Annotated in this window: 25 protein-coding genes and 1 pseudogene; 12 read left to right on the forward strand and 14 right to left on the reverse strand. The window is 57.7% G+C overall.

All coding sequences use genetic code 11. The annotated features are described in order from the left end of the window. Window positions 1–3: 3 nt before the first annotated feature. Window positions 4–885, reverse strand: coding sequence for an ABC transporter permease subunit (locus KMP13_RS05355; RefSeq protein WP_215264529.1), 882 nt, complete (start codon window positions 883–885; stop codon window positions 4–6). Window positions 886–990: 105 nt separating this feature from the next. After that, entirely contained in the window at window positions 991–2292 is a 1302-nt protein-coding gene (locus tag KMP13_RS05360) for an extracellular solute-binding protein (protein ID WP_215264531.1), read from the reverse strand. A 314-nt stretch (window positions 2293–2606) separates the two neighbouring features. Here KMP13_RS05360 and KMP13_RS05365 point away from each other — a divergent pair, with 314 nt between their 5' ends. Continuing rightward, window positions 2607–3845 carry an adenylate/guanylate cyclase domain-containing protein gene (locus KMP13_RS05365; RefSeq protein WP_215264532.1) on the forward strand — a complete coding sequence of 413 codons (1239 nt, stop codon included), beginning with the start codon at window positions 2607–2609 and terminating at the stop codon, window positions 3843–3845. Window positions 3846–3869: 24 nt separating this feature from the next. Here KMP13_RS05365 and trmD read toward each other — a convergent pair whose 3' ends face one another. Then, the gene (gene trmD / locus KMP13_RS05370; protein WP_215264534.1) at window positions 3870–4661 is read right to left on the reverse strand and encodes a tRNA (guanosine(37)-N1)-methyltransferase TrmD; all 792 of its coding nucleotides are present in this window, start codon (window positions 4659–4661) and stop codon (window positions 3870–3872) included. Between the two features lie 249 nt (window positions 4662–4910). Here trmD and KMP13_RS05375 point away from each other — a divergent pair, with 249 nt between their 5' ends. Continuing rightward, complete coding sequence (locus KMP13_RS05375) at window positions 4911–5762, forward strand: phosphotransferase (RefSeq protein ID WP_215264536.1); 852 nt, start codon at window positions 4911–4913, stop codon at window positions 5760–5762. Here KMP13_RS05375 and rimM read toward each other — a convergent pair whose 3' ends face one another. From rimM to ffh, 10 genes and pseudogenes are all read right to left on the reverse strand, one after another. Then, a complete protein-coding gene (gene rimM / locus KMP13_RS05380; protein WP_215264537.1) occupies window positions 5763–6266 on the reverse strand; it encodes a ribosome maturation factor RimM in 504 nt (167 codons plus the stop codon). It lies immediately after the preceding gene. A 4-nt stretch (window positions 6267–6270) separates the two neighbouring features. Further along, on the reverse strand, window positions 6271–6417 hold the full coding sequence (locus KMP13_RS05385; protein ID WP_215264684.1) for a hypothetical protein: 147 nt from the start codon (window positions 6415–6417) through the stop codon (window positions 6271–6273). Then, window positions 6414–7058 (reverse strand): 5,6-dimethylbenzimidazole synthase, encoded by a 645-nt coding sequence (gene bluB, locus KMP13_RS05390; protein WP_215264542.1) that lies wholly within the window; start codon window positions 7056–7058, stop codon window positions 6414–6416. The genes KMP13_RS05385 and bluB overlap by 4 nt, the downstream gene beginning before the upstream one ends. Window positions 7059–7062: 4 nt before the next feature. Beyond that, entirely contained in the window at window positions 7063–7437 is a 375-nt protein-coding gene (rpsP, locus tag KMP13_RS05395; RefSeq protein WP_215264544.1) for a 30S ribosomal protein S16, read from the reverse strand. A 43-nt stretch (window positions 7438–7480) separates the two neighbouring features. After that, on the reverse strand, window positions 7481–7777 hold the full coding sequence (locus tag KMP13_RS05400) for a chorismate mutase (protein WP_215264546.1): 297 nt from the start codon (window positions 7775–7777) through the stop codon (window positions 7481–7483). Further along, a pseudogene (locus tag KMP13_RS05405) lies at window positions 7770–8045 on the reverse strand (GNAT family N-acetyltransferase); the annotation flags it as partial. The gene KMP13_RS05400 and the pseudogene KMP13_RS05405, both read right to left, overlap by 8 nt. Window positions 8046–8122: 77 nt before the next feature. After that, entirely contained in the window at window positions 8123–8665 is a 543-nt protein-coding gene (locus tag KMP13_RS05410) for a GNAT family N-acetyltransferase (RefSeq protein ID WP_215264548.1), read from the reverse strand. Next, window positions 8662–9210 carry a GNAT family N-acetyltransferase gene (locus KMP13_RS05415; RefSeq protein ID WP_215264549.1) on the reverse strand — a complete coding sequence of 183 codons (549 nt, stop codon included), beginning with the start codon at window positions 9208–9210 and terminating at the stop codon, window positions 8662–8664. Before KMP13_RS05415 ends, KMP13_RS05410 begins: the two co-directional genes overlap by 4 nt. Then, window positions 9207–9737 carry a GNAT family N-acetyltransferase gene (locus tag KMP13_RS05420; protein ID WP_215264551.1) on the reverse strand — a complete coding sequence of 177 codons (531 nt, stop codon included), beginning with the start codon at window positions 9735–9737 and terminating at the stop codon, window positions 9207–9209. The genes KMP13_RS05415 and KMP13_RS05420 overlap by 4 nt, the downstream gene beginning before the upstream one ends. Next, window positions 9738–11261 (reverse strand): signal recognition particle protein, encoded by a 1524-nt coding sequence (gene ffh / locus KMP13_RS05425; RefSeq protein ID WP_215264552.1) that lies wholly within the window; start codon window positions 11259–11261, stop codon window positions 9738–9740. A gap of 510 nt (window positions 11262–11771) precedes the next feature. Here ffh and KMP13_RS05430 point away from each other — a divergent pair. The 6 genes from KMP13_RS05430 (at window position 11772) to KMP13_RS05455 (ending at window position 18140) form a co-directional block, all read left to right on the forward strand. Further along, on the forward strand, window positions 11772–12668 hold the full coding sequence (locus KMP13_RS05430) for a polyketide cyclase/dehydrase (RefSeq protein ID WP_215264553.1): 897 nt from the start codon (window positions 11772–11774) through the stop codon (window positions 12666–12668). Window positions 12669–12873: 205 nt separating this feature from the next. Next, window positions 12874–14778 carry an elongation factor G gene (locus KMP13_RS05435; protein ID WP_215264554.1) on the forward strand — a complete coding sequence of 635 codons (1905 nt, stop codon included), beginning with the start codon at window positions 12874–12876 and terminating at the stop codon, window positions 14776–14778. A gap of 74 nt (window positions 14779–14852) precedes the next feature. After that, entirely contained in the window at window positions 14853–15380 is a 528-nt protein-coding gene (locus KMP13_RS05440) for a prolyl-tRNA synthetase associated domain-containing protein (protein WP_215264555.1), read from the forward strand. Between the two features lie 108 nt (window positions 15381–15488). After that, the gene (locus KMP13_RS05445) at window positions 15489–16364 is read left to right on the forward strand and encodes a LysR family transcriptional regulator (RefSeq protein WP_215264556.1); all 876 of its coding nucleotides are present in this window, start codon (window positions 15489–15491) and stop codon (window positions 16362–16364) included. Window positions 16365–16393: 29 nt separating this feature from the next. Further along, window positions 16394–17275 (forward strand): DMT family transporter, encoded by an 882-nt coding sequence (locus tag KMP13_RS05450; RefSeq protein WP_251363694.1) that lies wholly within the window; start codon window positions 16394–16396, stop codon window positions 17273–17275. A gap of 28 nt (window positions 17276–17303) precedes the next feature. Then, complete coding sequence (locus KMP13_RS05455) at window positions 17304–18140, forward strand: transglutaminase-like domain-containing protein (RefSeq protein WP_215264560.1); 837 nt, start codon at window positions 17304–17306, stop codon at window positions 18138–18140. A 9-nt stretch (window positions 18141–18149) separates the two neighbouring features. Here KMP13_RS05455 and KMP13_RS05460 read toward each other — a convergent pair whose 3' ends face one another. Next, complete coding sequence (locus tag KMP13_RS05460; protein ID WP_215264562.1) at window positions 18150–18500, reverse strand: ArsR/SmtB family transcription factor; 351 nt, start codon at window positions 18498–18500, stop codon at window positions 18150–18152. 89 nt (window positions 18501–18589) lie between these two features. Here KMP13_RS05460 and KMP13_RS05465 point away from each other — a divergent pair, with 89 nt between their 5' ends. From KMP13_RS05465 to KMP13_RS05480, 4 genes are all read left to right on the forward strand, one after another. Then, window positions 18590–19477 carry a DMT family transporter gene (locus KMP13_RS05465; RefSeq protein ID WP_215264564.1) on the forward strand — a complete coding sequence of 296 codons (888 nt, stop codon included), beginning with the start codon at window positions 18590–18592 and terminating at the stop codon, window positions 19475–19477. Between the two features lie 221 nt (window positions 19478–19698). After that, window positions 19699–20037 carry an AtpZ/AtpI family protein gene (locus tag KMP13_RS05470; RefSeq protein ID WP_215264566.1) on the forward strand — a complete coding sequence of 113 codons (339 nt, stop codon included), beginning with the start codon at window positions 19699–19701 and terminating at the stop codon, window positions 20035–20037. A gap of 27 nt (window positions 20038–20064) precedes the next feature. Then, window positions 20065–20868 carry a F0F1 ATP synthase subunit A gene (locus KMP13_RS05475; protein ID WP_215264568.1) on the forward strand — a complete coding sequence of 268 codons (804 nt, stop codon included), beginning with the start codon at window positions 20065–20067 and terminating at the stop codon, window positions 20866–20868. 61 nt (window positions 20869–20929) lie between these two features. Continuing rightward, entirely contained in the window at window positions 20930–21154 is a 225-nt protein-coding gene (locus KMP13_RS05480) for a F0F1 ATP synthase subunit C (RefSeq protein ID WP_008562443.1), read from the forward strand. Window positions 21155–21218 lie beyond the last annotated feature (64 nt).

Raw genomic sequence — 21218 nt, forward strand, 5'->3', positions numbered from 1 at the left:
ACCTCAGCTGTAATGAACGCGGCGTTCCATGAAACGGAACTGAAACACGGTTAGGATTAGAACAAGCACCATCAAGATCACTGATTGGGCCGACGATCCGCCCAGATCATTGCCACGGAACCCGTCCAGGAACACTTTGTAAACCAGGGTGATCGGGTTGTTGCCGGGCTCGCCCTTCAACACGATGTCGATGACGCCAAAGGTGTCAAATAGCGCATAAGTGATATTGATGATCAGCAGGAAAAACGCGGTGGGTGCCAGCAGCGGGAAGGTGATGGAAAAGAACCGGCTGACCGACGAGGGGTCATCAATGATCGCCGCTTCGCGCACGCTGCGGGGGATGGATTGCAGACCAGCCAGGAAGAAGATGAAATTGATCGGAACCTGTTTCCAGACCGAGATCACAATCATCGCGGTGGCCGTGTCCCAATAGTTCACACCCAAGCGCAGGTCCCAGCCAAAGAACTCAGCCAAATGCGTCAGCGGGCCAAGGCTTTGATCAAAAAGCAAGATCCCCATCAAGCCGGCAACAGGTGGCGCGACCGCATAGACCCACATCAAAAAGATCCGATAGGATTTGGCACCGCGGATAACCGCATCCGCTTTGGCCGCCAACAGCAGGGCCAGCGACAGCGAAAAGAAGGCAACCAAGCCTGTGAACACCAACGTGAAACGGGCGATATTGCCGTATTCCGACCCGGTGACCGCATTGTGGTAATTTTCAAAACCAACATAGGTGGAGCTAAATCCAAACGGATCTTCGAGGTAGAATGACGACCGGATCGCCTCGGCCGCAGGCCAGTAAAAGAAGATCAGGATAATCGACAGCTGTGGCACCAACAACAGGTACGGAAACAGCGGCCTTGAGAATTGCACGCGCTTCATTGGGGGAGGCTCCGGATGCGGCGGCTTTGCGGGATGAGGCAAAGGGTCGTGAAAAGAAAAGACGACGCGCCATTTCTGGCGCGCCGCGTGGGGGTGGGGCTTAAATTAGCCCTGGGTCTTAGCGAAACGAGCCAGCAGTTTGTTGGATTCGTCCTCGATAGTCTGGAACGCGTCTTCTACAGAAGCTTCACCAGACAGGATCTTGCCGTATTCACGGTTCATCACGTCACGCACCTGAACATAGAAGCCCATGCGATACCCTTTGGTGTTCTCACCGGCAGGCAGGGTCAGCTGCTGGATGCCAACTTCGGCAGCAGGCGTGCGGTCATAGTGACCGTCTTCTTTTGCCAGGTCGTATGCAGCGTTGGTGATTGGCACATAACCGGTTTCTTTGTGCCATGTGTACTGAACCTCAGCAGAGGTCAGGAAGCGGAAGAATTCAGCAGACGCTTTGTTTTCTTCGGCAGATTTGCCAGCCATTGCAAACAGCGCCGCGCCACCGATGAAGGTGTTGGTGGGCTCGGTTGTTACACCTTCCCAATAAGGCAGGTAGGTCGCAGAGAAGGGGAACTCAGCAGTTTCTGACAGGCCGCCAAAAGAACCGGAAGACCCCAGCCACATTGCAACTTCGCCTTGCTCGAACGGGGTTTGGTTGTCGCCCCAACCGGTGCCGTAGTAGCCAAACAGACCATCATCGATCCAGCCCTTCAGCGCGGTGAAGTGACCTTTGATTGCGTCGTTGTTCACCAGGATCTTGGTTTCCGCATCGCCATAGCCGTTTTCGTTTGTCGCAAACGGCAGGTTATGGCGAGACATGAAGTTCTCGGTAAAGATCCATGGCAGGTGCGATTGCGCCATTGGAGTGTAACCGGCTTCTTTCAACGCAGGCGCAGTCACAGACTGGAACTCTTCCCAGGTCTTTGGTGCGGAAACGCCAGCTTTTTTCAGGGCGTCTTCGTTGTAGTACAGGATCGGAGTGGACGAGTTGAACGGCATGCCGACCATTTTGCCCGCAGCATCCGCATAGAAGTAGCGCACACCAGAGATATAGTCGTTTGCGTCAAACGCGATACCGTTGTCGGTCAGCAGGTCCTGAGCCGGAATAACAGCGCCTTTTGCACCGATGATGGTTGCGGCGCCGGCGTCAAATACTTGGATGATGTCGGGCTGCTCGCCTGCGCGGAACGCAGCGATACCTGCGGTCAGGGTCTCTTCGTAGTTACCCTTGTAAACTGGAACCAGGGTGTAGTCGTCTTGGGACGCGTTAAAGTCGGTCGCGATTTCGTTCACGACCTCGCCCAGACGGCCGCCCATGGCGTGCCAGAATTCGATTTCGGTCTTGTCAGCAAAAGCTGCGGTACCGGCGAAAGCAAAGACGGAGGCCGTCAATACGGACTTCAGATTCATTTCTATCTCCTTGACCTGTCTGGGCATCGCGCCGCAGTGGTCCCCTGTGACAGTGGTTCGGGTGATCAAGTCACCGCTAGTCTGGGCCATATTTGACGTCTGTAACGTTCATATGAAGCTTTTATGCATTCACTTCGACATTTATGAATCAAAAAACACATGCGGGTAGACTTTGGTCTGTTGTTTCGGAGGGTTAACGACCGCGTGAACGTGACACGCAAACGTTGTGGCCTCAGATAGAGTGTGACAAGAGACCGACTTTGCGTAGGTTGGGTGAACAAAGAGTCTTGTTCAGGGAGGAAAGAGGGTTGGTCATGAAAGCAGTACAAGGACAAGAGGCAGGGCCACAATGTCAGGTGCAATCTCTCGTAACTTGGCTGGTTGATCAGGGCCTCAAAGGCGCCAGCCAAGAAGACGTCCTGCAGGGCTATTGCGACCGTTTGGTCCAGATCGGCGTGCCGCTGTGGCGGTTCTTCCTGGGTCAGCGCGCCTTTCATCCGAAGTTCGGCAATATCGGCTTCAACTGGATGGCCGACGAAGGTGTGACGTCGCAGGTCTTTGAATACAGCGAAACCCCGTCCGAGGATTGGCTGCAAAGCCCGCTTTATGCCATGCTCGAACGCGGGTTGAGCGAGCTGCGGTTTGATCTGGTCAGCGACACCGCCTACCAAGATTTCCCACTGCTGGTCAGCCTCAAGGAGCGCGGTGTCACAGATTACATCGGCGCGGGCCTGCTGTTCACTGGGGATGCGTTCTCGATCGAAAGCAACGCCAGCAACGAAGGGGTTCTGCTCAGCTGGTCGACCAACAGCCCGGCCGGGTTTTCCGATCCCGATCTGGAAGCCATTCGGGCCAGCCTGCCGCATTTGGGCCTCGCGCTCAAATCCTCGGCCAACCGGCGCATGGCTAGTGATCTGCTCAAAGTCTATTTGGGCCGTGATGCCGGACGTCGGGTTCTGTCCGGTGAAATCCGGCGCGGCTCTTCGCGCGAAATCAACGCAGTGATCTGCCTGTTTGACCTGCGCGGATTTACCAGCCTTGCCGAACAAATCCCCGGTGCGGATTTGATCGAAATGCTGAACGACTACTTTGGTCTGGCAGTTGGCGCGATCCAGTCCAAAGGCGGCAATATCTTGAAATTCATGGGCGACGGCATTCTGGCGATCTTTGATCTGGGGAACCTGGAGGAAGACGCGCTTGCAGCGTTGGATGCCGCCCAAGAGCTTGGGATCGCAATTGGAGCGCGCAATCTGGAACGCGCAGCAAGCGGCTTGCCGACCACGGAATTCACCCTCGCGCTTCACGCAGGTCCGCTGCTGTATGGCAATATCGGTGCCGAAAACCGGTTGGATTTCACGGTGATCGGCCCCGCCGTCAACCTGGCCGCGCGGATCTCGGACATACATGTCTTGGTCGAACGCAATATTATCGTCTCAGAAGATGTGCAGCGCGCGGCGGCCGGGTCGCCGCATGATCTGGTCTCTCTGGGCCGCTACATGCTGCGCGGCGTGTCGGAACCGGTGGAGCTGTTCACCATCTACTCACAGGAATAGGGCCGCATCACCGGCGGTCTTGGCCTATTTCTTGGAGGTATGGGCCTTCCACAGGTCTGGACGACGTTCCTGGGTGATCTTTTCGCTCATCTCGCGGCGCCATTTTTCCACGTTGCCGTGGTGGCCGGACATCAGCACCTCGGGGATCGCGCGGCCCATCCATTCAGCGGGGCGGGTGTATTGTGGGTGTTCCAGAAGGCCAGAAGAAAAGCTCTCCTCCTCGGTTGAAGCCTGATTGCCTAACACGCCGGGGATCAGGCGCACGGTGGCGTCGATCAGCGCTTGCGCCGCGAGTTCGCCACCGGTCATGACAAAATCACCCAGCGAGACTTCCATGATGCCGTAGTGTTCCAGCACCCGTTCATCGACGCCCTCAAATCGGCCACACAGAAGGGTGACACCATCACAGCGTGCCAGATTCTGCATCATCTGCTGGTCCATGCGCCGCCCCCGTGGCGACAGATAGATCAGCGGCCAGTTGCGGCTGGTGCCGGCCATTGTGTGTTCAATTGCGTTGCCCAACACATCGGGGCGCAACACCATGCCCGCGCCGCCACCGGCCGGCGTGTCGTCCACGTTGCGGTGTTTGCCAACGCCAAATTCCCGCAGGTCGGTGGTTTCCAGCTGCCATAAACCTTGTTGCAAAGCTTTGCCCGTCAGGCTTTCGCCCAGCACACCGGGAAAGGCGGTTGGGAACAGGGTCATCACCTTGGCCTTCCATACGCCCACAAGGTCCGGCGTGGATGTTATCAGCTCACGCGGTTTCAAGGTCGGGCGAATGGCCTTGCGGCCGTGGGATTTATTTGGTGCTGTCATGCAGTGGTGTTTAATTCAAACAGCCGCGCGCGCAACAGAAAGCTTGAGATTTGGCAGCAAGGCACGTCACTGAAGATGCGGAACATAGGACCAGACAGCCATATGCAACGCGATGAAACACAGGCGCGGACCGAAGACCTGTGGGGAGAAATTGCACCAGATCTCGGAATGTCTGGTTTAGAGCCCCGTTTCCGCAGAATGAAGGTGAACTGCAGATATGTAGATCGGCGATGTGTTCTGGCGGTTTCTTTGTCCGACGGGACCGAATTGGTGTTACGTGCGGATTTTGGTGAAGACCGAATTGATCGGTTCCAGAGAATTGTGAACCGGCATCGTGCGGCTGCGCAGGGGGTCGAAGCTGTTGCCGGAGTCAATGTGCCCAAAATCATCTGGCAGCACCCAACCCGCCACTTCACCGTGATGGAGTTTGCCCCAGGTGAAACCGCGTTTCGTGAGCTGGATCTGTCTGATTTTGGTTTGGCAAACCGCGCGCAAACCTTGCAACGGATTGGTCAAGCGGTTGCAGAACTACACGCATGTTCAAAGACGGAACAACGAGAATTCTGGCCGAAACACAACTTGAACCGGGTTGCAGACCGGGCGCGGGACGTTCGCTCCGGAGTCTTGGGTATGCGAAAAAAAGCGAAGTTTCTGGGCCTATGCGCTTATCTGCATCGCGCAGGACGACGCGCGCGTGGTGTTTCTTTTGCGGGGGCGATCGAACATGGCGACTTGCATTTGCGGAACATATTGATGACAGAGGATACGGTCTCTTTCATTGATTTTGCCAATGATAGAAACGCGGTGCCTCAAAATGATATCGCGAACCTTTGGTTGGCAAATTGCCCTGATCACCTTGCACAAGCGGGGCAGAAAGTCGGATATGGGCAGGTTGCTGAGGCAGACTGGGCTGCGTTCTTTAGCGGATATGGGCAGGATTTTCGGCTGGACCCGGTTTTTCAATTCTGTTTTGCGATGCGCCTGTTCAGTGTCTGGCGGAGGCTTCCAGCGCCGATGGATCCGGTCGATCCACGCGCACAGGCAATGATCAATGGCGTCGTCTCAGTTTTCAACTGGCTGATAGAGAACGAGCCGGACTGATTACAGCACGCCTTCCGGGGGATCTGCAACAATGCGGCCTTTCTCCAGATCAACGGTCGGGACCGCAGCCAGGGTGAAGGGCAGCAGGACGGTGCCTTTTAGATTGGGGCCATGAAGCTCCAACAGGTCGCTGGCGCCGTGGTTTTGCACGGATTTAACCGTGCCCAACAGGGTGCCGCCGGTGTCATAGACCTCAAGCCCCATCAGATCGGCGTGGTAGTATTCGTCGTCCGGCAGTTTGGGCATACGGTCGCGGGGGATGAACAGGCGCAGACCCTTGATGGCATCGGCTTGTTCCTTGGTCTCAACCCCGCTCAGATGACCGGAAAACCCATTTTTGATCGGGCGCGACAACGTCAGCGTATAGGACTGGCTGCCGTCTTCATTGGTCAGAGGCGAATACTCCGCGATCTCTTCCGGCACCGCGCAAAAGCTTTTGAGGCGGATTTCACCGCGTACGCCATAAGATCCGGCAACGGCTCCTACACAGATCAGATCGCTCATGTTGTCATTTCCCGACGCAATATCCCGCAGCGCCCCATTGGCCGCCGTTCTGGGCACATAATTCACGCTGGTGATAACGTTCAAACAGGATCCCTGCAAGAAAGGTTACCCCCAACAGGATGGCCAGTCGGATCAGACGAAAAATGATCATCGCGTCTCAACTGGAACTGTGCCGCGCCGGTCTTCCCAGCCGACCTGCTGCAATTCCGGCGTGTCAGAGTATCGCTCGGGATAGCCGACGCAGAAATACCCGATGAGTTTCCATTGTGGTGGCACATCCAGATCGCGGTTCATTTGCGCGGGATCCAGGATCGACACCCAGCCCAGGCCCAACCCTTCGGCGCGCAGACCCAGCCAAAACAGCATGATAGCTGCAACCACGGAATAGCGCCGCATCTCGGGCATGGTGGCGGCACCCAGGCCGCTGCCCTGTTCGGTGCCATCGTCGCAATAGATCGCGATCTGCTCCGGCGCGTCCCGCATCCCCGACAGTTTGAGCGAGGCATAGGTTTCGGATTTATCACCGCTGTAGCCAGCAAGCGCATCTGCGTTTGCGGCCTCGAAATTCTTGAGCGCAGCAGCGCGCGCGCTGTCGCTTTTGACGCGAATGACGCGCCAGGGCTCGCTGAGCCCGACAGAAGGGGCCAGCTGAATCAGATCGAGGCAGCGCATAAACGCTGCCTCGTCAATTGCATCTCGCTTAAAGCGCCGCACATCGCGCCGAAGCTGCATCAGCAGCTCCAGCTGTCTGCGGAAGTCGTCCGTGAATCCAGTCCCCTCCCGCAGATCCATGCGCTTACTCCGCGGTTGCTTCTTCGGGGGCTTCAGCTGCTTCTGCGGCCTTGGCTGCTTTTTCTTCTGCGCGCTCTTGAGCTTTCTTGCCAGGAACGGCTTTCTCGGGGTTGTTGCGCTCTTTCTTGGCGACAACACCGGCAGCTTCCAGGAAGCGGGCAACACGGTCGGACGGCTGTGCGCCTTGGTCCATCCAGTATTTTACGCGGTCCAGGTCCAGCTTTACGCGCTCTTCGCTGTCTTTCGGCAGCAGGGGGTTGTAGGTGCCCAGCTTCTCGATGAAGCGGCCGTCACGTGGCATGCGGCTGTCCGCAGCAACAACACGGTAGAAGGGGCGTTTTTTCGAGCCACCACGGGCCAGACGGATCTTCATTGCCATTGTTCAATTCTCCTTTGATGGCGTGTCAGGGATGTGATCCCTGTTATTCCTGGTGTTTTTGGTGATGCTGAATGACTTCAGCGATAATGAAGTTGAGAAACTTCTTGGCGAATTCGGGGTCCAGGTTGGCCCGTTTTGCCAGATCTTCGAGCCGCGCAATCTGGCGTTCCTCGCGAGAGGGGTCAGAGGGCGGCAGGCCGTGTTTAGCTTTCAGCTTGCCCACGGCCTGTGTGTGTTTGAACCGCTCACCCAGCGTGTAGACCAAAATGGCGTCCAGGCGGTCGATGCTTTCACGGTGGTCTTTGAGGATATCCGCTGCGCGGGTCACATCATTAGTCAAGGGCCCATCCTTTTGGCTTGAACAGCGGGTCAGCGTAATGGCTGATCTCCATTTCGATCCCATGTGCCAGCTGGCTGTCGGCCAGATCGGCGGGGCTGGGGTGACGGTAGACGGCATCATTGCAATCAACTGTTGCGGCTGCGTGATCTTTGGCGGCACCCAGATGTTCCACAAGGCGGATCGAATCCAGGTTCTTGGGGTCAATGTAGCTGACCGTCGTTGCCCAACCTAGGGTTTTGTAAAAGTAATCCCGTGTCGCATTGGTTGCTACAGGATCCGGAGCGGCTTCGGTGGTTGAGCCGCGCAAGGTCAGGCGCTGGGTTTCGAGGGTTGAGATCGCGGTTGTCATGCGGCGCCTCCCTCAGGCGTGTTTTCCAACGGGTGACGCCAGATCTGGCAGGGTTTGCCAAAAAACACGCGGTCGCATTCATGGGTTGCGCCAAGGCGTTCGGCCAAGGCAGCAGAGCGGGCGTTGTGGGGACGGATGTAGGAAATCACCCCGTCCAATTTATACTCCTGCGCTCCAAAGGCTCGTGCGGCGCGGGCCGCCTCAAAAGCATATCCTTTGCCCTCGGCTGTGGCATAGACATGCCAGCCCAGTTCTGGCTCGTCCCAGCCCTCGTGATAGATGAAACCCACACGTCCCAGTGGGGCGTCGGTTTTCTTTTCCGCAACCAGCCACATGCCATAACCGCGCATCATCCAATGGCCCAGGCTGCTGCAAAAGCCGCGCCAGGCCTCACTCCGGTTCTGTGGCCCGCCAACAAATGCGGCCCGGTCCGATGCCATGAACTCCGCATGTGCCTCGAAATCCTTTTCGCGCGGGGCGCGCAGGACCAGACGTTGGGTTTCCAGTTCCGGGATCGGCAGGGTGAAAAACGCGCTCATGCGGCACCTCCTGCGATCAAACTGTCCCGGCTCGGATGGCGATAGATCAAGGCGGGTTTGCCCGAAGGTGTGGACCAGTCGTCCTGCTCAAGCGTCGCGCCAAGGCGTTCGGCCAACCGGATAGACCGTGTGTTTTGCGGTGCGATCACACTGATAAGCGGGTCCCAGCCAAGGGTGTTATAGGCATAGTCGCGTGCGGCGCTTGCGGCGTTGAATGCAATGCCCTTGCCCTCAAACCCTGCAAAGGCACGCCAGCCAAGCTCGACCTGCAGCCAGCCTTCGGGGTTCCAGAACCCAGTTTGCCCTGCGATGCGTCGGCTTGCCTTGTCGACCACAGTAAACATGCCATAGCCGCGCAGCACCCAATGCCCGGTCTCGCAGGCAAAGCTGCGCCAAGCGGCTGGGTGATCCAGCGGGCCCCCGGTCATATGGCTGCGGTCACTGTTCATAAAATCGGCGTAAGCGTCGAAATCGTTGGCCTCGGGCGCGCGCAGCAGCAGCGTGTCGGTTTCGATCACCGGATATGAAAGCTGGGAGAGGCTCATGCGTAGGCCTCCACCGAACCGTCGGTCTGGGGAATATGGCGATAGACCAGATCTTCGGGGTCTTCGCCGTGTTCCTTGGTGTCCAAAACTCCACCAAGGCGTTTGGCCAGGGCGATAGAACGCGCATTTTGGGGATCGATGTAGGAGACCAGCGTTTGCAGGCCACGGGTTTCAAAGCCCCAGTCGCGTGCGGCGGATGCGGCCTCATAGGCGTAGCCTTGGCCTTCGTAGGCGGGGAATACAATCCAGCCCAGTTCAACCTCGGGAAAGCGCGGTGGTTTGTTGATGCCGACCTGACCGATCAGCGTGTCGGTTTCGCGCAGCTCAACCGCCCAGGAGCCATAGCCCAGCCATTCCCAGCTGATGGTCTCTGCCGCGATCCAGCGCCACAGTTCATCATGGGAAATCGGCCCACCCATATAGCGTGCCCAATCGCTGGCAAACAGATCCACCATCGGCGTGATATCCTCACACCGGTGATGGCGCAGTCGCAGGCGCTGGGTTTCTATGGTGGGCGCTTGGGTCACTTATTTTTTCTTCCCAAATCCGGACAGACCGCCGGGCAGGCCCATACCGCCGCCAAGACCGGGCAGACCGCCGGGCAGGCCGCCTTTGCCACCGATCGCTTTGGCAGCTGCTTCCAGCGCTTTGGGGTCCATTTGCGAGGGGTCCATGCCAGCCATATCGGGCATGCCACCTTTGCCGCCCAGCATGCCTTTCATGGCCTGCTTCAGCATCTTGCCTTTGCCCATTTTGGACATTTTCTTCATCACGTCGGACATCTGGCGATGCATCTTCAACAGCTTGTTCAGCTCTGAGACTTCCATGCCGGCACCGGCCGCGATGCGTTTCTTGCGGCTGGCTTGCAGCAACGCGGGATTGGCGCGCTCTTTCTTGGTCATAGATTGCACAAGGGCGATCTGGCGTTTGATGACTTTGTCGTCCATGCCGGATTCTTCGACCTGTTTGGCCATTTTACCCATGCCTGGCATCATCTGCATCATGCCCTGCATGCCGCCCATCTGCTGCATCTGTTCAAGCTGCATGCGCAGGTCGTTCATATTGAACTGACCCTTCATCATGCGCTTCATCATCTTTTCGGCTTTTTCAGCCTCGATGGTTTCCTGGGCCTTTTCAACCAAGGCAACAATGTCGCCCATGCCGAGGATCCGGCCGGCGATCCGGTCAGGCTCGAAGGTTTCAATGGCGTCCATCTTCTCGCCCAGACCGACAAAGCGGATCGGCTTGCCGGTGACCGCGCGCATCGACAGCGCCGCACCACCGCGCCCGTCGCCGTCCATCCGGGTGAGGACCACGCCCGAGATGCCAACCTTGGCGTCGAACTCTTCGGCGACCTCAACCGCGACCTGACCGGTCAGCCCATCGACCACCAGCAGGGTCTCGCGGGGTTCAACCGCGTTGCGGACCTGTTCGACCTCATCCATCAGGACTTCGTCGATGTGCAAACGGCCGGCCGTGTCGAGCATATAGACGTCGTAACCGCCCAGCATCGCCTGTTGTTTGGCGCGTTTGGCGATGTCGACGGGTTTTTGTCCCTGAACGATTGGCAGCGTATCAACGCCGACTTGTTTGCCGAGAACCGCCAGCTGGTCCATCGCTGCCGGGCGATAGATGTCGAGGGAGGCCATCAAGACCTTTTTGCCCTCTTTCTCTTTCAGACGTTTGGCCAGCTTACCGGTGGTGGTCGTCTTACCAGAACCTTGCAGACCAACCATCAGGATCGGCGCAGGCGGGTTGTCGATTTTCAGAACGCCGGGATCAACGTCACCATGCAGGGTGTCGACCAGCGCGTCGTGCACGATCTTGACGACCTGTTGGCCGGGGGTGACGGATTTGGTCACAGCCTGGCCAGTGGCCTGGTCCTGCACCTTTTTGATAAATTCGCGCGCAACCGGCAGCGAGACGTCGGCTTCCAAGAGCGCCACGCGCACTTCGCGCAATGCGGTTTTGACGTCTTCCTCGGACAGGGCGCCTTGCTTGGTCAGCCGGTCGAAGACGCCGGATAGGCGTTCGGATAGATTTTCAAACATGCCCGCGGACTCCTTTGCCGGTTATCGGTTGTGCCCCTAGATGTAAGGAGCGGATGATCCATACGCAATCGCTCAGACGTGTGTCGCCACAACGTAAGGGCGATCCATGCACAAGCGCCCCCACGGGCGTAACACGCTGGTGGAGGGCGATCCCTGGCAAAGGCCGGGGACCGGAAGACTCAGAGACTTCCGGATGGTTGACCGGGCGATACGCGCTTTGCCCTAGAGAGTCAACATATCCGAGCCGATTGCCTGCCTGCGCTTGGCTTGCTGAGGCTTGAGAGTAGGTTTAAACATGCGACCGGTTCTATCGCAAATACATTTTAGGTTCTGCCTGTACGCAGTTGTATCAGTGATTGCATCGCTGGGGGTGTCTACACTTTTGGACGCTCTTACTGCCCTTTAGCGTGATACTTTTTTGAATTGAAAGTTAAACCGATGAATAAATTTTGGACCTCAGTCAAATTGCTTTTGCTGAGTTTGGGTGCGCCTTTGGTCTTGGCGGGAGGGATGATCCTTCTGTCACTCTTGCTGCAATATCTAGGTATGGAGACTGTTGGGGTCCCGTTCCTGCTCGGTTTTCCGATTGTGGCAACGGCGCTTATCCTGAGATTTCGCCCCAAAGGTCGTGGTCGTGGGGTTCTGCGGGCTATTGCCTTTTTGTGTGGCGTATGGGCGTTGGCGCTTGTCGGTGCGTTTGTGTTTGGTCTGGAAGGATTGATCTGTATTGCAATGGCGGTCGGACCTATTCTGTTGGGGACCACTTTTGGCGGGCTCATTTACATCGTGTACTTGCGGCTTCAGGAGGCCAAGAAAAACGGGGCAAAGCTTGTCGTTGTCATGCCTCTATTGGCTTTGGTGGTGTTGGATGGCGGCCTGAAGAACACGGAGGCTAGGGTTCACTCAATCTCAAATGAGATCGTTATTGAGGCCCCGCCAGAGGTTGTATTCGCGATGGTGAAAACTATTCCCGACATCCGGCCCGAGGAAGTGCCCACACGGTTTTCGCACCTGTTAGGCGTGCCCAAGCCGACCGAGGCTCGCTGGGTCGGTGGTCCAGACGGCGTGGTGCGGCATTCCCATTGGGGGCCGGAGGTACATTTTCAGGAACGCATTGTTGACGTGGTCGAAAACCACGAAATTGCCTGGGAGTTTGAGTTTCCGGAAGGCTGGGTGTCTGAACGGATCGAAGACCCGCATGTGCGTGTTGGGGGGGAGTATTTTGATGTGCTGTCAGGTGGCTATGTTCTGCAAGACCTGGGCCAGCAGACCCGTCTGACACTGACCACCCGCACCTGGGATGGGTCGAGACTGGGGTTTTACGCCAAATTCTGGCATCATTTCTTCATCGAAGATTTCCACGAGGTGGTGCTGGAACTGGTCAAGGCACGGGTCGAGGCGCTGTAGCTGTTGCCAAGGCGACCGGTGGCGCTGCGCCACGGTCAGGCTTGACGAGGTTGGGGGGTGTTGGCGTAACATAATACAGCGCCATGGGTGACGGAGAGATCCGTCGTGGCATCCTGTGGCCGGGGCAGAAGACCCTGCAGGCATATCGTAGACGCATCCGCGCTTTTCCCTATCGGGCTGGGAATGAGCAAAGGAGCCAAGCATTATGCGCGTATTAACTGTATTGGGCCCGTCACAGGCGGGCAAATCGACCTTGGTCAGGGCAATGGCCGGGCTGGACGCAGGGGCCGGTCAAAAACATGAGGCTGCGGGTGTTGTCACCTTGCAGCCTTTTTCATTTATGGACGAGGATTGGGGCGCACTCGAGGTCACGGGCGGTGCCGAAAACCTGGCGCAAGCGGGACCGGCCCTTGCGGCCAGCGATGCGGCGGTTGTCTGTGTGCCCGCCGATGCCGAGGCGGCCGTTCTGAGCGCGCCCTATTTGCGCAAAGTCGAAGAAGCCGGGTTGCCGGTGTTTCTGTTTATCAATCGGATAGATCAGGCACGGGGCCGTGTTGCTGAGATTCTGGCCGCTTTGCAGACCTATTGCGCCCATCATCTGGTGCTGCGGCAGATCCCTTTGCGCCAAGAGGGGCACGTTGTAGGGGCTGTTGATCTGATTTCGGAACGAGCCTGGGCCTATCGGACGGGGAAACCTTCGTCATTGGTAGAACTGCCAGAGGCGATGAGATCGCGCGAGAGTGAGGCGCGCGCCGAATTGTTGGAGGCGCTGGCAGATTTTGATGACGCCCTGTTGGAGGAGCTGATCGAGGATCAAGAGATCCTGCCCAAGGAAATTTACGATGTCGCCACTCGCACGCTGCAACATTCCGATCTGATCCCGGCCTTTTTGGGGGCCGCGCAACATTGCAACGGCGTGATGCGCCTGATGAAATCACTGCGCCACGAAGCGCCTCCGGTGGAACAGGCGCTTGCCCGGATTTCACCCGGTGGTCGGGTTGTGGCGGTGGGCTGCACAGGCGAGCTGGTCAAACATCTGGGCAAATCCGTGCTGTTGCGGGCGATGAACGCCGATTGCTGCAGCGGTAATGAGGTGGCAGGCGCGGCCTTGGGCGGGCTTACGATGGTGTCTAAATCGGGCAACGGCAGCCTTCAGATGGGCGACCTGGGGCGGGTGGTGAAATCCGATCACCTACGGCTGGGGCAAGTTTATCTCAAAGACGGAGCGCGGGCCTTGCCCGACTGGGCGCAGCCTCGACCCGCAACCTATCGCCGCCTGATCACCCCGACGCATCAACGTGACGAAACCCGCCTGTCCACCGCCTTGGACCGGATGGTTGAGGTGGATCCCGCCATGAAGGTCACCCAGGATGAGTCTACGGGCCACGCACTGTTGAACCTGCAAGGGCCCCAGCATCTGCGCCGTGTGATGGAGACGCTAAAGGGCGAATTCGGTGTCGAGGTTGAGGCCGCGCAGGTGCCGCCGGCCCTGCGGGAGACCATCACCAAACCGGTTCAAATCCACCACAGGCATCGCAAACAATCCGGCGGCGCTGGGCAGTTTGCTGATGTGGTGCTGGAGATTGCGCCGCAATCGCGCAGTGGCGGCGTGTCCTTTGCGGAATGTGTCAAAGGCGGTGCTGTGCCCAAGAACTATATCCCTTCGGTCGAACAGGGCGCGCGCGAAGCCCTGCAACAGGGTCTGAACGGGTATCCAATTGTCGATGTGGCGATCACGCTTAAGGATGGGAAGCACCATTCGGTCGACAGTTCGGACTATGCGTTCCGCACGGCCGGGAAAAACGCGGTGCGTGAGGCGTTGAAAGAGGCGGGCTTGGTCCTGTTGCAGCCCATCGTCAAAGTGGCGATCCATGTGCCATCGGTGTTCTCGGGCAATCTGGTGCCGATGGTCAGCGGTATGAAAGGGCAGATCCTGGGGTTTGAGGCCGAACAGAACGCCGCCGGATGGGATCTGTTTGAAACGCTGCTGCCGATGGCCGCAGAGGATGAGCTGTGTCACGCATTGGCCAGCGCCACCCGGGGCACCGCCTGGTTTCAAAGCGGCTTTGACCATTACGAGGAGGCGCGGCGCGCGGATTTCATCACCTGATGGCGCAGGGGCTTGTCAAAAAGAGAGGGCGGGCGTAGTGGCAAAAGTCTGAACAAGACGAAAGCCCGCTGATCATGGATGCCTCATCGCTTTATCAGGACAGCCTGCCCATCACATCCGATGCGTTTCTGGCGCAGCTGGACGCATGGGATATTCCCTATGCTCTGCACACCCATGTGCCGCTGCGCACTGTGGAGGATGCAAAATCGATCGAAGCCGCATTGACGGTTGCGGGGGAAAAGGCGTTTCGAATCAAAAACCTGTATCTGCGGGACCGCAAGAAACGCAATCATCTGGTGACGTTGGAACAGGACCGAGACATCGACCTAAAGGCGCTGGCGGTTCAGCTGGGATTGAGCAACCTGTCCTTTGGCTCGCCTGAGCGTTTGATGCAGCATTTGGGTATTCGCCCCGGTGCCGTCAGCCCGCTGGCCATGGTCAACGGTGTCCAGCACGAGGTCACATTTTATATGGATCGCGCTGCCCAAGAGGTGGACGTCATCTATATGCATCCGCTGGTCAATGATCGCACGGTTGCCATGGCGCGCGCTGATCTGATGCGGTGGTTTGACCAAATCGGCTGTTTAGTGATCTGGATCTAAAACACAAGGCGCGGGCCGATGCGCATGCGCGACCGTTGCGGCACGGGAATAACTGCCTATATTCTCAACGGTAAAATGTAATTTGATGAGCGTGTTGCGGAGAGTATCATGGAAAATTGGGATGAGGTTCGCACCGCCTATCAGGTTGCGCGCATGGGCACGGTGAGCGGTGCCGCAGAGGTTCTGGGCGTGCATCATGCCACGGTCATCCGTCATATCGATGCGATTGAGGCCCGGCTTGGCGTGAAGCTGTTTCAGCGCCATGCTCGCGGATATACGCCAACCGAATCCGGACAGGATCTGTTGCGGGTGGCCCAGACTACGGATGACCAGTTCAACCAGCTTGTCGGACGTCTCAAGGGGCAGGGCGATGATGTTTCGGGCGAATTGGTTGTCACCTCAGTCGAGAGCATGTCGGGCCAATTGGTGCCCATCCTTAACCGGTTTCAAGAGCAGCATCAGGGGTTGATCATTCGCTTTCTGACCGGCTCGCGCTTGTTTCGTTTGGAATACGGTGAAGCCCATGTGGCCATTCGGGCGGGCTCTGTACCGGATCAACCTGACAATGTGGTGCAGCCGTTTCGGACCCAGCAGTTCGCGCTTTATGCGCATCGCGACTATCTGGCGGCCAACGGGCCGTTCAACGGGTTCGAGGACATGGTCAACCATCGCTTTGTGGTGGATGATGACGATGTGCCAAAGGCCCCGTTCTCCAGATGGATGCGCAATCACGCGCCGGACGGGACAGCGCTGTTTCGGGTGAGTCATATGAATTCCATGGTGCACGCGGTGCTGGCCGGAGCCGGGATCGGGTTTGTGGCATGTTGGGAGGCGCAGATGCATCCGGACTTGGTGCAGGTTGTCGCACCTATGGATGAATGGCAGGCGCCTTTGTGGATCGTGACCCATGTGGATCTGCATCGCACCTCCAAAGTTCAAAGTTTCCTGACCTTCCTAAAAGCCGAGGCCAAAGCGTGGGTCTGACCCGCAGCGAGTGGCAGGGCCATGGTGCAATGCTGTTGTTCTCGGCGCTGGTGGGAGGCTCGTTCTCGCTAGGTGCGCAGGTTGCAGGTGAAATCGCACCGGCTGCGTTGAATGCGCTGCGCTTTGCGATTGCGGCGGCGGTTGTTGGCAGCGTTGTGGCCGCGACAACCGGTCTGAAGCGTGCAAACTTTTGCGCGCCCTGGCGATTTGTGATGATGGGCACTATCTTTGGCGGATACTTCCTGCTGATGTTTCATGGGCTGCGATATGCGACCTCGGTCAGTACTGCGGCTGTTTACACGCTGACCCCGATCATGGCGGCTGGGTTCGGCTGGCTGTTGTTGCGCCAGATCACCACCAAACGCATGGCACTGGCACTGGCCATCGGGGCGTTGGGCGCAATGATCGTAATCTTTCGTGCCGATTGGCAGGCCTTTATGCGGCTGGAGATCGGCAAGGGTGAGGTGATCTATTTCTTTGGCTGCGTCGCGCATGCGGTCTACACCCCGTTGGTCCGACGGCTCAATCGCGGCGAGCCGGCCGGCAGTTTCACCTTTGGCATGTTGATTGCCGGAACGGTGGTGCTGACGCTCTTTGGCTGGCGCGATATCGTGGCAACCGATTGGGGCGCTTTGCGGCCGTTGGTGTGGATCACGATTGCCTATCTGGCGGTGTTTGCCAGCGCGGCGACCTTTGTCCTGTTGCAATTTGCCACCCTGCGTCTGCCCTCGGCCAAGGTCATGGCCTATAACTATCTTGTGCCAAGCTGGGTGATCCTGTGGGATCTGGGTGTCGGGTTTTCGCTGCCCAATGGTCTGGTGTTTTTGGGGCCGGTTCTGTCGATCTTGGCGCTGACGTTACTGTTGCGCGGCGATGGGCATAATGCGTTTGACACAAAGGCCGATGTATAAGGGCTCCAAACAGACATCGGATCCTGTGATGATTGAACTGACCTACCGCTTTGCGATCTCCAAAGATGCGCGTTTTGTGACGCCTATGGGCATGACAACGCCGCATGTCTCTGTGCTTGGCTTTGATATCGAGGGCGCGCGCGTCAGCGGTGTTGCAGCGCCCAACTGCGCCCAGATGCTGGCGTTTGGCGTGCCCGAAGCTAGTGAGATCGCCCTTCGTGTGCAATTCGCCCCCGAAGGTCCCGGTTATCCCGAGCAGATGTTCCACCCCACCGACAGCCGCTACACACGCAGCGCGGCGGCTCTGGCTGGCGAAACCCGCAGCATTGCCGAGGCCGCAGGCGGTGGCGCCGCAGGGTTGCAGGCGATTGTGAACCATGTGGCGGGATTGTTCGAATATGGCCATCCCGAAGAGCGGTTCTATGATGGACAAGACGAGCTGCCCCAATTGTGTAGCCTGGCCCAAGGGTCTTGCGTCGATATCAATGCCTATCTGATCGCGGCCCTGCGTGCGGCGGGATATGAGGCGGGTTATATCTACGGTGTTTTTGTCCCCGAAGAAAAACAAACCTGGGCCGAAGATGGCCATTGTTGGGTTGTGACTCGCCACTATGGTGTCTGTCAGGAATGGGATATCGCGCATTTCCTGAAAATGGGCATGCGTGATATTCGCCCCGGTCTGAACCCAAAACCGGGCGTGCGTCTGCCGATGGCGCATTCCATGGGGTGGACCGTGCCTGCGTTGGGGATCCGTGATTTTAAACTGATGGGTTTGCCACTGCTTTTGACCGAAGACGGCGTGCTGGATTTTCCGGATATGACATTGTCGTTGACCGGATATCAGGACTTGGCGGCCCAGACCTGAAGCGCAAATCTAACCCGGTGTTGCGTCCTCGGACGGGGCGTCGCTGAGTTCGCGTTCGAGAAAGCGTTCAAAATCGTCAAGGTTCACGGGTTCGAACTGGCCAAACCCTTGCATCCAGACAGACGCCGCGCGCAGGGCATCGGGTTGCAGTTTGCACCATTTGACCCGCCCGCGTTTTTCCTGCGCGATCAGACCGGCGCGTGTTAAAATGGTCAGATGCTTGGAAATGGCGGCAAGCGACATCTCAAACGGGTCGGCCACATCAGTGACCGCCATATCATCTTCGAGCAGCATATTCAGGATCTCACGGCGTGTGGGATCGGCGAGGGCCGCAAAGACTGTGTCGAGGGTGTTGCTCATGACGATCATACCTAAACCGCAAGCTTCGGATCGACAATCCCGGTTAAAGGGCGAATAAGCGACAGGCACGACAGAAGGAGCCAGTCGGTATGGCATTGCAGCATTGGTTGATCATTATCCTGTTGGGCATCGGATGGGGCATGTCCTTTATGTTCAATGCCATCCTATTGCAGGAAGTCGGCCCATTTGTGGTGGCCGCAGGGCGGGTCGCCTTTGGCGCGTTGGGATGCTGGGCCTATCTGCTGCTGCGCGGGGTCAAAGGACAGCTGCCGTATCGCACCGCATTGGCGTTGATGGCCTTTGGCGGTCTGGCCTATTCGGCGCCATTTACCTTTTATGCCCTGGGGCAGCAGCATATCGCCAGTGGCGTTGCGGGCATTATCAACGCGACCACGCCTGCGCTGGCCGTGGTGGTGGCGCATTTCTGGCCCGGCGGCGAACGCGCGACCTGGCTAAAATCTGTCGGCGTTTTGTGCGGCCTGTCGGGGATTGCAGTTCTGTCACTGCCGCTGTTGCGCTCGGGCGAAGGATCGGCGGTCTGGGCGGTGATGATCACCCTATGTGCGCCGGTGTGTTATGCCTTTTCTGTCAATGTCGCACGCCAGTTTCGCGCCATTGAACCGGTTGTCTTGGTCTCATGGGCGCTAACCGGCGCGACCCTGTGCCAGATCCCGGTGACCCTACTGTTTGACGAGGTGCCGACGGGGTTGAGCCTGCAGGCCCTGGCGGCGTTTGCGGCGATTGGCTTTGTGCTGACCTCTGCGGCCTTTATCATCTTTTACTGGGTGTTGCCCAAAGTGGGGCCCACCAATATCACCCTGCCAACCATGATTGCGCCGGCCTCTGCCTTGTTCTTTGGCGCTTGGGCCTTGGGCGAACAGCTGACGCGGGCACATGGCGTCGGCCTTGCGGTGATCTTGGTTGGCCTGTTGCTGATCGACGGGCGTCTGTTCAAGTCACTGGCCGCACGAGCCTGAACAGGGGTCTGAAAACTAAGATCAACCATTTGGTTGAATATAGCATTTGAACGCTGTCATAGGGTCTGACCGCCCAAGGGCGGCGTTTTCGATTTTTAGATTTCCTTTAAGTGTCTGAAAGTAAATGACATAATGTGCGACCTTTTGCTGTGTCTGGGTCGTTGACTCTTGAACCTTCACCCCTTAGCAACCATTGCAGAATTCGCGTGAGGATGGTGCCCGTGATTGACGACGACCAAAAGCAGCGCTTGGCGCAGCTTGAGGCGCGGTTGAGCGAGGTGCGTAAGGCCCAGGAGCCCAAGCCGCGCACGGAGGAACATTATACGATGGCCAATCAGGCTTGGCGTATGGTGACGGAATTAGTGGCCGGTTTGGTGATCGGCCTTGGCATCGGGTATGGGCTGGATAGCCTGTTCGGGACGATCCCGATCTTTCTGGTGACATTTACATTGCTGGGCCTTGTCGCGGGCATACGGGTCATGATCCGCAGCGCGAACGAGATCCAGGAGACGAAACTGGCCGAAGAGGCCGACGAAAAAGAGACGCAAGACCGGGATTGATCCCTCGGCGACAGGAGACACGGGACGATGGGCAAGATTTTCTTTTATGTGGCGCTCGCTGCAGTCGTACTTTCGGGGCTTCTCTTTGCTCCCGAAGAGGCCGGCCTGGCAATTCACCCGGTTGACCAGTTTGAGGTCAAATCCCTGTTCGGTGGTGGCCACGTTGGTATGATGACCCCGACAAACGTCACCCTGTGGATGGTTGTTGCGATCGTCGCGATCTTTGCTCTGCTGGTTCTTGGCTCTTCGGGCCGTGCGATTGTCCCGTCGCGCGCTCAGTCGGTTGCTGAACTGGCTTATGGCTTTATCTACAAGATGGTCGAAGATGTGGCTGGCAAAGACGCCGTCAAGTTCTTCCCTTATATCATGACCCTGTTCATGTTCATCGTGACTGCCAACTTCCTTGGCTTGATCCCGATGTCCTTTACCACCACCTCGCATTTTGCCGTCACCGGCGTTCTGGCGATCCTGGTGTTCGTGACCGTGACCCTGATCGGGTTTGTTATGCACGGTGCCAAGTTCCTGGCACTGTTCTGGGTCTCCTCTGCGCCTCTGCCGCTGCGTCCGGTTCTGGCCTTGATCGAGGTGATCTCCTACTTCGTGCGCCCCGTCAGCCTCTGCATTCGTCTGGCTGGTAACATCATGGCGGGCCACGCTGTTCTGAAAGTTTTTGCGGGGTTTGCCGCAGGTCTGGGACTGTTCTCCTTCCTGCCGATCTTCGCCATCAGCGCCTTCTATGCGCTCGAAGTTCTCGTGGCCTTCATTCAGGCTTACGTATTCACCATTCTGACCTGCGTGTATCTGAAAGACGCGCTGCATCCGTCGCACTAAGGCACGGCTGCACAGGTCTGAACTCTAAATCCGCAACTTCCAATCGTAAGGAGAATTCACAATGGAAGGCGAACTCGCACACATCGGCGCTGGTCTGGCTGGCATGGGTACTGGTATTGCTGCACTGGGTGTTGGCAACGTTGCTGCTAACTTCTTGGCAGGCGCACTGCGCAACCCCTCTGCGGCTGCTTCGCAAACCGCAACTCTGTTCATCGGTATCGCATTTGCAGAAGCTCTGGGCATCTTCTCGTTCCTGGTTGCTCTGCTGCTGATGTTCGCCGTCTAAGAACCTTCGGAACCTTTTTCCTTACGGCCGGGCGGGGTGGTTTGCCCATACCGCCCGGTGTAAC

The sequence above is a fragment of the Epibacterium ulvae genome (assembly GCF_018678075.1).
Classification (GTDB): Bacteria; Pseudomonadota; Alphaproteobacteria; order Rhodobacterales; family Rhodobacteraceae; genus Epibacterium; species Epibacterium ulvae_A.